Annotated in this window: 12 protein-coding genes and 2 pseudogenes; 9 read left to right on the top strand and 5 right to left on the bottom strand. The window is 70.9% G+C overall.

Going from position 1 to position 12217, the window contains the following annotated elements; genetic code table 11:
- Positions 1-50: 50 nt before the first annotated feature.
- Together AB0B40_RS37230 and AB0B40_RS37225 are read right to left on the bottom strand one after the other, a co-directional pair.
- Positions 51-389: a transcriptional regulator gene (locus AB0B40_RS37230; protein WP_033175369.1), complete on the bottom strand. Its 339-nt coding sequence runs from the start codon at positions 387-389 to the stop codon at positions 51-53.
- Positions 386-1132, bottom strand: coding sequence for a hypothetical protein (locus tag AB0B40_RS37225; RefSeq protein ID WP_362268031.1), 747 nt, complete (start codon positions 1130-1132; stop codon positions 386-388). The genes AB0B40_RS37230 and AB0B40_RS37225 overlap by 4 nt, the downstream gene beginning before the upstream one ends.
- A gap of 111 nt (positions 1133-1243) precedes the next feature.
- On the opposite strand from AB0B40_RS37225, the pseudogene AB0B40_RS37220 reads away from it, so the two are divergent.
- Both AB0B40_RS37220 and AB0B40_RS37215 read left to right on the top strand, forming a co-directional pair.
- A pseudogene (locus AB0B40_RS37220) lies at positions 1244-1438 on the top strand (ATP-binding protein); the annotation flags it as partial.
- A gap of 282 nt (positions 1439-1720) precedes the next feature.
- Positions 1721-1996, top strand: a pseudogene (locus AB0B40_RS37215) (transposase); the annotation flags it as partial.
- A gap of 32 nt (positions 1997-2028) precedes the next feature.
- Here AB0B40_RS37215 and AB0B40_RS37210 read toward each other — a convergent pair.
- The gene (locus AB0B40_RS37210) at positions 2029-2994 is read right to left on the bottom strand and encodes a LysR family transcriptional regulator (protein ID WP_362268029.1); all 966 of its coding nucleotides are present in this window, start codon (positions 2992-2994) and stop codon (positions 2029-2031) included.
- Positions 2995-3339: 345 nt separating this feature from the next.
- On the opposite strand from AB0B40_RS37210, the gene AB0B40_RS37205 reads away from it, so the two are divergent.
- The 5 genes from AB0B40_RS37205 to AB0B40_RS37185 all read left to right on the top strand — a co-directional run bounded on the left by AB0B40_RS37205 (position 3340) and on the right by AB0B40_RS37185 (position 7006).
- The gene (locus tag AB0B40_RS37205) at positions 3340-4167 is read left to right on the top strand and encodes an SDR family NAD(P)-dependent oxidoreductase (protein WP_345046218.1); all 828 of its coding nucleotides are present in this window, start codon (positions 3340-3342) and stop codon (positions 4165-4167) included.
- Between the two features lie 384 nt (positions 4168-4551).
- Positions 4552-5499 (top strand): EamA family transporter, encoded by a 948-nt coding sequence (locus AB0B40_RS37200; protein WP_362268027.1) that lies wholly within the window; start codon positions 4552-4554, stop codon positions 5497-5499.
- Between the two features lie 13 nt (positions 5500-5512).
- Complete coding sequence (locus AB0B40_RS37195; RefSeq protein WP_345046216.1) at positions 5513-6151, top strand: NAD(P)H-binding protein; 639 nt, start codon at positions 5513-5515, stop codon at positions 6149-6151.
- Positions 6152-6344: 193 nt separating this feature from the next.
- Positions 6345-6479: a hypothetical protein gene (locus AB0B40_RS37190; RefSeq protein WP_345046215.1), complete on the top strand. Its 135-nt coding sequence runs from the start codon at positions 6345-6347 to the stop codon at positions 6477-6479.
- Complete coding sequence (locus tag AB0B40_RS37185) at positions 6476-7006, top strand: dihydrofolate reductase family protein (protein WP_362268024.1); 531 nt, start codon at positions 6476-6478, stop codon at positions 7004-7006. Before AB0B40_RS37190 ends, AB0B40_RS37185 begins: the two co-directional genes overlap by 4 nt.
- 217 nt (positions 7007-7223) lie before the next feature.
- Here the strand turns inward: AB0B40_RS37185 and AB0B40_RS37180 are convergent, their stop codons facing one another.
- Positions 7224-8660 (bottom strand): serine/threonine-protein kinase, encoded by a 1437-nt coding sequence (locus AB0B40_RS37180; protein ID WP_362268022.1) that lies wholly within the window; start codon positions 8658-8660, stop codon positions 7224-7226.
- 251 nt (positions 8661-8911) lie between these two features.
- Complete coding sequence (locus AB0B40_RS37175; protein ID WP_362268019.1) at positions 8912-9853, bottom strand: helix-turn-helix transcriptional regulator; 942 nt, start codon at positions 9851-9853, stop codon at positions 8912-8914.
- A gap of 385 nt (positions 9854-10238) precedes the next feature.
- On the opposite strand from AB0B40_RS37175, the gene AB0B40_RS37170 reads away from it, so the two are divergent.
- Positions 10239-11582: an MFS transporter gene (locus AB0B40_RS37170; protein WP_362268016.1), complete on the top strand. Its 1344-nt coding sequence runs from the start codon at positions 10239-10241 to the stop codon at positions 11580-11582.
- Between the two features lie 363 nt (positions 11583-11945).
- Positions 11946-12179, top strand: coding sequence for a hypothetical protein (locus AB0B40_RS37165; RefSeq protein WP_362268014.1), 234 nt, complete (start codon positions 11946-11948; stop codon positions 12177-12179).
- Positions 12180-12217: the final 38 nt, after the last annotated feature.

Below are 12217 nucleotides of genomic sequence, written 5' to 3'. Positions count from 1 at the left end.
GCTCGGAGATCTCCTGCAAGCAGCCGACTGATCACGACATCACACAAACCCTAGGGCTGTGGGTCTGAGCTGCCCTGCTCGATCTGGTGGATCAGCCGCTTGAGTTGGATCACTTCGTCGCGGAGGGCCTGGGCGCCTGCGGGGGTGAGGGAGAGCCAGGTGCGGGCGCGTTTGCCCTCGTAGCCCTTCTCGATGTCGATCAGTCCGGCCTTCTCCAGGGTGGCCAGGTGCTGGCTGAGGTTTCCGGCGGTGAGGCCGAGCGTTGTCCGCAGGAAGCCGAACTCGACACGGCGGGCCTGGTGGGCGACGGTGAGAATGCCGAGGCGGACGCGCTGATGGACAACGTCGTCCAGGCCGTTGACGGGGTGCTGGTCGGTCTGCTCGCTCATGAGCGGGCGCGCTTAGCGGGCAGCTCGGCCAGGACGAAGCCGAGGGCGCCGAGCAGGAGGAGGATGCCTTGGACGCCGTAGTGGGGCAGGGATGACCAGGGCGAGGTGTAGGAGATCCCGGCCCAGCCGTCGGTGAGCGGCACCAGATCGATGGCCAGGTACACGGCGGTGAGCAGCAGCAGGGCGCGGCTGCGTTCCACCCAGCACAGCACCAGCAGCGGTAGCCCGATGGTTGTGGCGTTCCCGACGATGCGGTGGAGGAGCACCGCCGCCCTTGAGGCGGGGTCGAGGTGCAGGCCCCAGAGGTCGAGCGGCTGGCCGGGCTTCGGCATCCCGTGGCGGACGGCCCAGAGCGTGGTGGCGGTCACCAGGCCGCCGAGGACGATCCCGGTGAGGATGTAGGGCCGGACCGGAGTTCCTACGCCGCGGTTGCGGGAGCGGCGGATGGAGAAGAACGCCGTCGCGGCGTAGGCCAGGGCTAGCCCGACGGGCCAGTAGACCGGCGAGCCCTGCGTGACCGCAGTGCATCCGGTGCCTGCCGCGGGGTCGCCGGCGGGGCAGGGAACGGATTCGATCCTGAAAGTGAGACGACTCGCCACGATTGCGCCCAGCGTGAGCACGCCGAACAGCAGGAGGGGGAACCAGGCGCCGCGCTGGGCGGCACGGACCCGCCGGGTCAGGTCACCGAGACCGGCGAGGACTTCATGAGGCGTGCCTTGCGAGGGCACCGATGCGTCTGTCACGCAGTCAGTTTTGCATTACAAACTAGTTGTTGCAAGAAGCGTCCGTGCAGTCGCTTCGACCTCTGTCTGCTGACCCTGGAGGTCAACGAGGGCGCCGTCGAGGGGAGGTCAAACGAGGGCGCCGTCGAGGTGAGCGTGTGGGACAGCAGGGCCACCCTGCCCGCGATCGGGGCGATGGATCCCGGCCGCGTCGGGCAGCACGGCTTGGAGATCGTCCTGGCCGTATGCCAGACCTTCTGTGTCCACCGCGAACCGGTGGGCAGGCGCGTCACCTCGGCGATCGAGTTGGCCGACGACCCGGCCGGCAGCCCACCTGCCCCACACCCGACCGGACGAACGCTCTCCCGAGGTTGGTCCCGAACCCGTCGGCTACTCCGCCAGTGCGCGCCAAGTCTCCCTCCGGTTCCCTGCGATTCCACCTCGAGAATCCGCGAACCCGTCGGCTTGTGGCGGATCAGGCTCGGCTTACGCTTCGAGCGGTTCGCTCTCGAATGGTCACTCGAACTTCATCGCTCAAGGCGGGAAGCGCCGGACGTGGAGGCGGCCTTCATCTGATCATGTGCTTCGACCAAGGTGCACGTGACCAACGCGCCGTGCTCGCGGGACCGGTTGTTCTGCCACGTCTACGGCCGTGCGAAGACCGCCTCCCAGGTCATTCCCGGCTGGCCGTACTCGTTCGTCGCGGCGCTGGAGATGGGCTCCACGTCCTGGACGCAGATCCTGGACGCCGTCCGCCTCGGGCCCGCCGACGACGCCACCGCAGTCCCCGCCGCCCAGCTCCGCGACCTCGTCGAACGACTCATCACAGCGGGCCAGTGGCAGCCCGGCGAGCCGGACATCGTCATCGTCACCGATGCCGGATACCTGCTGACCTCGGTGATGTCCGACGCGCGGCGTCAGGGGGCCGTACCGTCAAGCGGGGAGGCGTCGGTGGCGGCGGCGAGGCGGATACGGGTGACGGCATCCTGGGCCGCCCTGTTGAAGGAGTGGATGCGGGCTGCGGTGGCCGTGGTGGGGGAGGCGAGCCAGGTGGAGATCCACTCCAGGGGCGGTGCGTCGCTGAAGGGGATGTAGGTGACATCGGAGCGGGAGTAGTAGCGCACGGCCTGGGCGCCCACCACGAAGGCGCCCTGGCCGGCACCGATCAGGAGCAGCGCCTCGTGGAAGGTCCCGAAGTCCGGACCGCGTTCGATGGGCTTGCCGGCGGGGGTCAGCAGGGGTGTGCGTGCTGTGCGCCAGTAGTCGGGAACTGTCCGGGCCGCCTGCAAAAGCCTGACCTCGGCGAGATCCTCCAGGGTCACGGCCTTCCGGTGGGCCAGGGGGTGACGGGAGGACACCGCGAGCATCCGGGGTTCGCTGAACAGCACCGGGCCGTTGACCATCCCCGGCTCCCGGTGGGGCAGGGACACGATCAGCACCTCCACGTCACCCTCGCGCAGCCGGGGGAACGCGTCGATGATCTGCAGTTCCCTGGGCAGGACGCGGGAACCGGGGTTGCGCCGGGCGTACACCTGGGCGGTCTCGAAGACGAGCTGGCCCGACGCGGCGCCGACGAAGCCGACCCGCAGGACACTGTCGACACCCCGCGCGGTGTTGATCGCTCTCTCCAGCGCGGCCTCGATCTGCCGACAGGCCGGAAGTAGATCGTCGTGAAGCTGCCGCCCGGCCGCGGTGAGGCGGACCTGACGGCTGGTGCGCTCGAACAGCGCTGTCCCCACACGGCGTTCCAGCTTCTTGATGGTCTGGCTGATCCGTCCGGTCGTCAGGTGCAGGCGTTCGGCGGTCCGGCCGAAGTGCAACTCCTCGGCCAGCGTCAAGAACGCCTCCAATTCCAGCCGCTCCAGCACTCTTCCCCCGATCATTGAGCCTGGCTAAACAAGCGTTTCACTATGGCACCTTGTTGACGTCCCCACCACGTTGCAGGGTTGATCCGCAAGCAAGTTGACCGCCTTCGCCCCAAGGACAACGACATGCGCTCCCTGCCACACACTCCTACGCCGGCGTTCGCCATCACCGCCCCGGTCAGCACGCCGACGCCCGCCCGTGGCCGTGGCCCGCCGTCGTCCGCGCCCGGCACCCGCGCTGAGCACACCGGACATCACGCGAAGCGCAACCGCAGCCCGCACGGGCCCCGGCACAGCCGGGGCCCCGGCACACGCACACGCACACGGCTTGAGACGAGTCGTCTCGGCCATTTGGGAGATCCAATGACCCGCACGACCACCTCGGACCGCCTCTGGTTCGTCACCGGCGCCTCCAGCGGCATCGGCCTCGCCCTCACCCGCGCCGCCCTGGCCGCAGGCGACCGGGTCATCGGGGCGGCCCGCCGGACCGAGCCGCTCACCGCGCTCCTCGCCGAGCACCCCGGACGACTTCACGCCCTGCCCCTCGACGTCACCGACCGCAGCGCGGTGTTCGCCGCCGTGGACCGGGCCGCCCAGGAGCACGGCCGGCTCGACGTGGTCGTCAACAACGCCGGCATCATGTGCAGCGGCACCGTCGAGGAATTCACCGAGACCGGCGCCCGCGCCCAGCTGGAAACCAACTTCTTCGGCGCGCTCTGGGTCACCCAGGCCGTCCTGCCCCACCTGCGCCGCCAGGGCGGAGGCCGGCTCATACAGATCAGCAGCATCGGCGGCGTCATCGGTTTCGCAACCACCGGGCTGTACAGCGCGAGCAAGTGGGCGCTGGAGGGAATGTCCGAGGCACTCGCCCAGGAGGCCGCACCCTTCGGCATCAAGGTCAGCATCGTCGAACCCGGCGGATACACCACCGGCCTGTACAAGTCCATGCGCACCGAACCCGCCCACCCGGCCTACGAACCCCTGCACACCGCGCTCGCCGAGATGTGGGGCGACGCCGAGGACGCCGACCCGGCCGCAGCAGCAAAGGCCCTGCTCGCCCTCGCCGACAGCGACGAGCCGCCGTTGCGGCTGATCCTCGGCAGCGCCATGTACGACGTCGCCCAGCAGGCCGCCGACAGCCGCAAAGCGATCTGGGCCTCCTGGGAGGAAGCCAGCCGCGCCGCAGGCTGACACCCCGCAGCCTGCGCCCGTCCTGTTCACCTGACGTGTCCCCACCGCCGCGGGGACGCCGCCGTCCGCACGCCGGGCGGGTCGCCGCCTTCACCTGACGTGCCCGCACCGCCGCCGGGACGCCGCCACCCGTGCGCCGGCCGGGTCGCCGCCTTCACCTGACGTGCCCGCACCGCCGCCGGGACGCCCCCCCCGCACGCCCGCCGGAAACCAGCTCACGCCCGCAGCCGCCCCCCGGTCCCGCGCACGCCCCCGCCCCGGGGCCCACGCACGCCCCCCGCCACACAGGCACCCCCGCCTGCGCCCCCTCAGGCTCCCCACCCCCGGCGCCATCCTTTCTGTCTCCCGCGACCTGGAGAAGACCATGAACACCCGGAGAAGACCATGAACACCCCTGCCCCTCCGTCGGTACCGGGCATTCGGACAGCCACCTGGCTCACCGCCCTGGCCCCGGCCATCTGGGGCTCCACCTACCTCGTCACCACCCAACTCCTGCCACCGGACAGGCCCTTGCTGGCCGCGGTGCTGCGGGCCCTGCCCGCCGGGCTGCTCCTGCTGCTCATCACCCGGCGACTGCCGCGGGGCGACTGGTGGTGGAAGTCCGCGGTCCTGGGCGCGTTGAACATCGGCGTCTTCTTCGCCCTGCTCTTCATCGCCGCCTACCGGCTGCCGGGCGGAGTCGCCGCCACCGTCGGGTCCGTCCAGCCGCTGCTGGTGGCGGGTCTGTCCGCCGCCCTGCTCGGCCAGCGTCTGACCCTACGGACCCTGCTGGCCTGCGTGACAGGCATCGCGGGCATCGCCATGCTGGTGCTCCGCGCCGACGCCCGCCTGGACGCCCTCGGGATCGCCGCCGCCCTCGGCGGTGCGGTCGTCATGGCGACCGGAGTCGTCCTCAGCAAGCGCTGGACCTCCCCGGCTCCGCTGCTGGCGACCACCGGATGGCAACTGGTCGCCGGCGGCCTGCTCCTGCTGCCGGTGGCCCTGTTCGTCGAAGGGCCCCCGCCGGCCACCCTAAGCACCGGAAACCTGATCGGCTACGCCTACCTGAGCGTGATCGGCGCCGCGCTCGCCTACACCCTGTGGTTCCGCGGCATCAGAACACTCTCCCCGACCAAGGTCACCTTCCTCGGCCTGCTCAGCCCCCTGGTCGCCGCCAGTCTCGGGTGGCTCGCCCTGGGACAACAGCTCACCCTGCCGCAGATGCTGGGCGGCGCACTCACCCTGGCCGCCGTGACACTCGCCCAGCTTCACCCCTCCCGCCCCGTCCCGTCCCGTGCACCGGCCACACGCCCCGCGCCCCCGGTCCCGGCCGGCCAGACCAGAATCCACTGAGGAGAACCGCATCATGCGCATCACCGTCTTCGGAGCCGGCGGAGCCGCCGGCAGCCGGATCGTCGCCGAAGCCATCGACCGCAACCACCAGGTCACCGCCGTCGCCCGGGACGCGACCCGCTTCGCGGCCCTCCATCCCGGCGCCCGACACGTCATCGGGGACGCCCTGAACCCCGACACCGTCGCCGCGCTGAGCAGCGGGCAGGACCTGGTGATCAGTGCCACCCGGCCGGCGCCCGGGCAGGAACAGGACCTCCCGGACACCGCCCGCGCCTTGCTGGCCGGCCTCTCCCGCACCGGCGTCCGGCTGATCCTGCTCGGAGGCGCCGGGAGCCTGCGCCTGCCGGGGGAGGGGGAACGCACGGTGGTACAAGACCCAGACTTCCCAGCCGACTGGCGGCCGATCGCCCTGGCCTGCAACGAGCAACTGGCGGTCTGTCAGGCCGACGGGCACGTCGACTGGGCCTACCTCAGCCCGGCCGCCCTCCTGGAACCGGGCAGACGCACCGGCACCTACCGGGTCGGCACCGACGAACTCCTGGTGGACGCCGACGGCAACTCCACCATCTCCATGGAAGACCTCGCCGTGGCCGTACTGGACGAGGCAGAACACCCCACACACCACCGCACACGCTTCACCGTCGGCTACTGAGCCCTCCCAACGCTTCCGCTCACCGACGAGGACGGCGGCGGAGCCCGCCGACATCCCAGGCCGGCCTGGCCTCCGCGACCCCCTCCTCCCGCGTCCGCGGCGCCGCGCACCCCCGCGACTCGACGCGGCACCGCGGGGAGCGGCCCACCGGCGCTGACGCAAAGGACAGCCCCCGGCCGGGCACCGACCTGCCGTGCCCTGCGCTGCGCCCGCCGTCCAGCCCACCACCGACGGCCTCCCCTTCAGCGGTGGGCACGCCAGCGGCGACGCCGACCCCACCGCCTTCGTCCACGACGACCACGACCACCTGCTCAGGAGAACCCCGTGACCTTCACCGCCACCGTCTTCATCGGCACCAGCCTCGACGGTTACATCGCCCGCCCGGACGACGACATCGAATGGCTGACCTGGCGCGGCGAACGCGCAGGCGACCTGGGCTTCTTCGAGTTCCTCGACTCGGTCGACGCCGTGGTCATGGGCCGCAACACCTACGACAAGGTTGTCGGCTTCGGCGAGGAGAACTGGCACTTCGGTGACCGCCACGTCGGCGTCCTGAGCACCACCCTCCCCAAGGACGCCGACCCGCGCATCACCGTCTACCGCGACATGGACGGCCTGGTCGCCGACCTCGACAAGCGCGGGATCAAACACGTCTACCCCGACGGCGGACGCCTGATCCAGAGCTTCATCCGCGCCGGACGTGTCCAGCAGTTCATCATCAGCGTCGCCCCGGTCCTGATCGGCGCCGGCCACCGGCTCTTCGGCGAACTGCCGACGGACGTCCCGTTGCGCTTGGACTCGGCCGCCGACGTCGGCGGCGGCTTCGCGCAACTGCGCTACACCGTGGAAAAGTAACGGCACGCCCGGGGCAACCACCCCCGCAGAGCACGGCAACTGCCGGCCCAGTGAGCCTGTGGTAGCCGTCGACAGCAGGCGGCCGGTACTGAATAGACCCCGACAACAACAGATGCGACACCTACGCCCAGATACCTGAAGTCCTGAGCCGTCGCCGCCCCACCACGGCCCGAACTGCCCTTGGAGAGCAGCAGGCAGAGGCGTGCGAACGGGGTAGCTATTTCCTCTTCTTGGTCTCAGCCTTGGTCTTGGTCTTGCGCTTGGTCTTGACCTTCGCCTGCGGCTTCGTCTTCCCGGACTTGTGGGCCCGTTCGCCGTACGCCTGCACTTGGGCCTGGGCCTGGGCCTGGTCCTGCGCCTGCACCTGGGCCTGCGTCTGCGGCTTGGCGCGCGATTGCGCAAAGTTCGGCTTCCCGCCCCGATCCTCCGATGCGTCACCCGCGCTGGAGGGTGATGGGGGAGCAGCAGGGTGTCCGGCCGAGGCATCGCGGGTGGTGGACGCCGCAGCCGCAGTCGTCGCCTTCTCCCCGGGAGCGGACGCGCCCGGGGAACCTCCTCCCGGGTGGGGACTACTGGCGGCCCGTGCCGTCTTGTCGCCGTTTGCCTGGTGCGCGGTGCCGTCGGAGAGGGCGAGAGTGCCGGCCATGGCAGCGGCGGCCAGCGCGGCTGCTCCGCCGACGACCAGGAGGCGTCCACGGCCGGGCGCGGTCCGCGCCGGGGCCGCACCCGCGGTGTGCAACGCACGTGGGTGCGTGAAGTCGGCCCTCCCGGGTGCTTCCTTGCGCGTCAGGCTCGTGACGCCGGCCGCGGAGCCGGCCTGACGACCGCTCGTGTCGGCCAGGGCGATCAGTGTCCGGGCGCAGTCGTGCGCCGATGGCCGGGCCGACACCTCCAGGGCGGTCATGTCCCGCACAAGGGCTGCAAGCCGCTCGGGCAGGAAGCCGGGCAGTTCGGGCCGGCGGTGGAGCCGCGCGATCGCGGCCTCCAAGGGACCCCCGTCGTATTCGAGCCTGCCGGTGATGCATTCGAGGAGCACCAGCCCAAGGGCGTAAACGTCGGCGGGTGGCCCGACGGACTGGCCGAGCACCTGCTCGGGGGAGAGGTAGGCGGCCGTACCGACGAGTACGCCGGTGGCGGTGCGGGTGGTGGAGTCCAGCAGCCGGGAGATGCCGAAATCGGTCAGGTGGGGGCGGCCGGACATGTCCAGGATGATGTTCGAGGGCTTGACGTCGCGGTGAACGATCCCCGCCTCGTGCGCGTGGGCCAGAGCCCGGGCGAGGTCCGCACCGATGGCGGCGGCCTCACCGGGTGCCAGGGGACGCGCGGCGATACGCTCCTTGAGGGTAGGGCCTTCGATCAGCTCCATGACCACATAGTCGCGGCCGTTGTGCCGTCCGGCGTCGTAGACGGTGACCAGGCCGGGGTGCTGCAACCGGGCCAGGATCACCGCCTCGTTGCGAAAGCCTTCCTCCGTGCCGACCTCGGTGCCGACATGGAAAACCTTGACCGCCACCGCCCGCTTCAGACGCAGGTCGAAGCCGCGGTGGACATCGCCGGCGCCACCGGAGCCGATGACCGTATCCAGGCGGTACCGTCCGGCCAGCACTTGCGTGGAACACCGCGACAGTGCCAAAGCCGACTGGCGCAGCCTCATGTCATCTCCCACTGCTTCAACGGGTACACGTGCGGACCCTTGCAGGAGGGCGCCGCACCCGCGTACCCGTGAAAGCCCCCTGTACCCCCATAACGCCCACGGTGTGCCGCGCGAGCGCGCTCTCCGACGCCGACCCGACGACACCACGTGCAATTGTGCTGCACCTTCGAGCACCTTCGAGCAGCACAGTGACTGCGCCGTGCCCTCGCCGGGGCCGACGTGCGTGAGGAGGCGAAGGTGACGGCCCAGGGTCAGCCGGCGGAGGCGTGCGCGGCTGCAACCCTTGGGGCGGGGCACGGCTCGGCGTCCGGCTCCGGACGATCCAACGGCGCCGACTCGGGCCGGGCGCCCACAGCGTCCAGGCGGAGCATGGCCGTCTCGTCCGGGGTGCCGGGAGCCGCCTGGTAGACCACCATTCGCTGGCCGCCCGTCCGGGCCAGCTGCATGACCTCGTAGGTCAGGGTCATCGATCCGACCTTCGGATGCCGGAAGGACTTCTGCCCGCCGCCGCGTTCGCAGACGTCGTACCGCTCCCAGAGCCGCGCGAACTCCGGTGACTTCACCACCAGTTCCCCGACGAGCGCGGTCAGCTCGGGGTCGTCGGGGTCGGCTCCGGCGACCGCCCGCAGATGCGCCACCGAAAGCGCGACCGTCTCCTCCCACGGCTGGTAGAGCGTCCGGCCGACGGGGTGGAGGAAGAGATAGCGGGTCAGATTGCGCTGGTCCTCCGGCCAGTCCCACAGCCCGGGCAGCAGCCGCCGGCCCGGCGGGTTGGCGGCCAGTAGACGGTTGTAGCGGCTCACCACATAGGCAGGCAGCGGACGCACCGACTCCAGCATCCGCAGCACCGAGTCACGAACGGTGTGATCGGAGGAGGCGGGCAGCTCACCGACCCGGCCGGAGGCCAACTCCGCCAGCTCATGCAGGCGTTCATGAGCGTCACCGCGCAGGCGCAGGGCGCGACCCAGGGCGTCCACGACGGCGGGGGAGGGGTTCGTCTCCCGGCCCCGCTCCAGGCGGATGTAGTAGTCGACGCTCACTCCGGCCAGCGCGGCCAACTCTTCCCTGCGCAGTCCGGGAGTACGGCGCAGTCCCGCGCCGACCGGAAGGCCGACATCCTCCGGACGGACCTGCGCCCTACGGGCCTTCAGATATCTGCCGAGCTCGGAGCCCCGTGCGTCTGCTGCTGCCATTCGACCCATTATGGCAGGCGCACCGGGAAGGTGGGGGGCCCTGTCAGGACCTGGAACACCGCACCCCGGGAACAGCCCGGTCTGCCGAGCAGCCGTCCAAGGGCGCACAGTTGTTCCCGCAGCGGGCGGCCCGGCCGCCGGGGCCCAGGGAGTGCGAGGCACAGGACCGCGACCCCGACGGGCCGGAGCCGCCCGCCCTTCGACCATCAGCCATCCACTCACCCCCCTGCCCCTGGAGCCCGCCTTGCGATCCACCCCTGTCTCTTCCACGCCCCCCTCCACCGCGCCCGCCCGCGAACACCGTCAGCAGCCGTCACCGTCCACACTCCTACGACGACACCCACACCGGCTGCGACCAGCTGCACCGCCCGCCGACGCCCCCACCGTGCCGCGCCGCGGCGCCGCCGCGCTGGTGGCTTCGCTGCTCGGCTTCACCGTGATCACCATCGACGTCTCGGCCGTGAACATCGCCCTGCCCGCGATAGGCAACTCCCTCACCGCCGACATCACCGGACTGCAATGGGTGGTGGACGCCTACACCCTGATGTTCGCCGCCCTGATGCTCTCCGCCGGCGCCCTCGCCGACCGTGCGGGCGCCCGCCGCGCCTACGCCTGGGGCGTGGCCCTGTTCACCCTCGCCTCCCTCGGCTGCGCACTGGCACCCGGCATCGGCACACTGGTCGGCGCGCGGGTGGCGCAAGGCGGCGCCGCCGCGATCGTGATGCCGGCCTCGCTGGCTCTGATCCGGCAAGCGTACGACGAAGCCCGGGCACGTGCCCGCGCCATCGCCCTGTGGACGGTGGGTGGTTCACTGGCGATGGCCGCAGGCCCCGTGCTGGGCGGCCTGCTCACCGAGACGGTCGGCTGGCGGGCGGTGTTCCTGCTCAACCTCCCCGTGGGCGCGGTGATCCTCGGCCTGCTGGTCCGGGTGCCACGCTCCGCGCGCAGGCCCGCCGCGGTGGACGGCGCCGGTCAGCTCACCGCCGTACTGGCCCTGGCCGGACTGGCCTTCGCCGTGATCGAGGGCGGCCACCTGGGCTGGACCAGCGGCCCCGTCCTGGCCGCCGCCGCCCTCGCCCTCGCTTCCGGATGGGCCTTCCGCACGGTGGAGGCCCGGCACCGCCAGCCCATGGTCCCCCTCAACATGCTGACGGACCGCCGGGTGAGCGTCCCGCTGGCGGTCGGATTCGCCGTCAACGCGGCCTTCTACGGTGGCATCTTCCTCCTCGGCCTCTACTACCAGCAGTTGCGCGGGATGTCGGGGATCACAGCCGGGCTGATGTTCGTCCCCATGTCAGCGGTGGTGACGGCGACCAACCTGGTCTCACCCCGACTGGCGGAGCGCATCGGGCGGCGACCGGTGATCGTCGCCGGCCAGCTGATCTTCACCGCAGCGATGCTGGCGATGCTGCCGCTGGCCGCGCACACCCCCGTGTGGCTGGTGCTGGTCCTGCTGCTGCCGCTGAGCATGGGCGGGGCACTGGTGGTACCCGCGCTGACCGCACTGCTGATGGATGCCGTCCCAGGAGAGCGCGCAGGGACCGCCTCAGGCCTGCTCAACTCCTTCCGTCAGACCGGCGGTGCGCTCGCCGTCGCCCTCTTCGGCAGCCTGCTCTCCGGCCCCCACGCAGACTTCTCCCTGCCGGGCATGCGCATCGCCCTCCTCACCGTCGCCGCCCTCCTCGTCGCCACCACCACCCTGTCCCGCCTGCTGCTGCCCCGCGCCTGACCCCCACGCCCCCGAACCCGCTCCGCCCGCCACGCCGACCTGTACCACGGCCGCTGCGACCTGCGAGGCCAAGCTCCACTCGTGGCCCGGAAATTCACCGGCCGGGTCCGTCCGCCCACCTCATTACTCAGGGTGCCCTCACCACAGAAGCTGAGCCGGCACCCGAGTGGTGAAGTCAGTTGTTCAGGGGCGGCACCAATGACGGTCCGCCGTCTTGAAGTCGCTGGTCACAGGGCTGGTATGAGTCGCTGATTGCGTGCTCGTGCTGGTCGGGGGCGGCAGTCTGGGATGTAGATCGTCTGGCAGGGGCGGTTCTACGGTCTCTCGCCCGTCGTCGAGGGGGCCACTCGTACGCTCCGGCGCATGATGGACCCCGAGGTGCTGGAGCGGATCACCGCCCGACGTGCGGAGCTGGACGGTCTTGAGGAGCAGCTGGCCAAGCAGTTGGCGGAGGTGCGGGCCGAGCGGGACGAGCTCGCAGTGTCCGAGCGGGTGTGGCAGCGGATGCGCGAGATTCTCGCCGACGAGCGCGGGGAGGCCGGGTACGTTACTGACGTTGTTGCCGTGATGTCGTCAACGCGAGTCCGGTTTCGGTGAGACATCCGTTGATGAGGTTGCTGCGGTACTGGATCTGG

This window comes from Streptomyces sp. NPDC042638 (assembly GCF_040647235.1).
GTDB lineage: Bacteria > Actinomycetota > Actinomycetes > Streptomycetales > Streptomycetaceae > Streptomyces > Streptomyces rameus.
Note: the sequence above shows the minus strand (reverse complement) of the source record. Positions and strands in the feature narration are given on the sequence as shown.

Coding starts and splice junctions, on each gene's coding strand:
- AB0B40_RS37195 (WP_345046216.1), top strand. CDS start 5,513: ATGCGCATCACCGTCTTCGGAGCCGGCGGAGCCGCCGGCAGCCGGATC.
- AB0B40_RS37175 (WP_362268019.1), bottom strand. CDS start 9,853: ATGGCAGCAGCAGACGCACGGGGCTCCGAGCTCGGCAGATATCTGAAG.
- AB0B40_RS37205 (WP_345046218.1), top strand. CDS start 3,340: ATGACCCGCACGACCACCTCGGACCGCCTCTGGTTCGTCACCGGCGCC.
- AB0B40_RS37210 (WP_362268029.1), bottom strand. CDS start 2,994: ATGATCGGGGGAAGAGTGCTGGAGCGGCTGGAATTGGAGGCGTTCTTG.
- AB0B40_RS37165 (WP_362268014.1), top strand. CDS start 11,946: ATGATGGACCCCGAGGTGCTGGAGCGGATCACCGCCCGACGTGCGGAG.
- AB0B40_RS37230 (WP_033175369.1), bottom strand. CDS start 389: ATGAGCGAGCAGACCGACCAGCACCCCGTCAACGGCCTGGACGACGTT.
- AB0B40_RS37180 (WP_362268022.1), bottom strand. CDS start 8,660: ATGAGGCTGCGCCAGTCGGCTTTGGCACTGTCGCGGTGTTCCACGCAA.
- AB0B40_RS37200 (WP_362268027.1), top strand. CDS start 4,552: ATGAACACCCCTGCCCCTCCGTCGGTACCGGGCATTCGGACAGCCACC.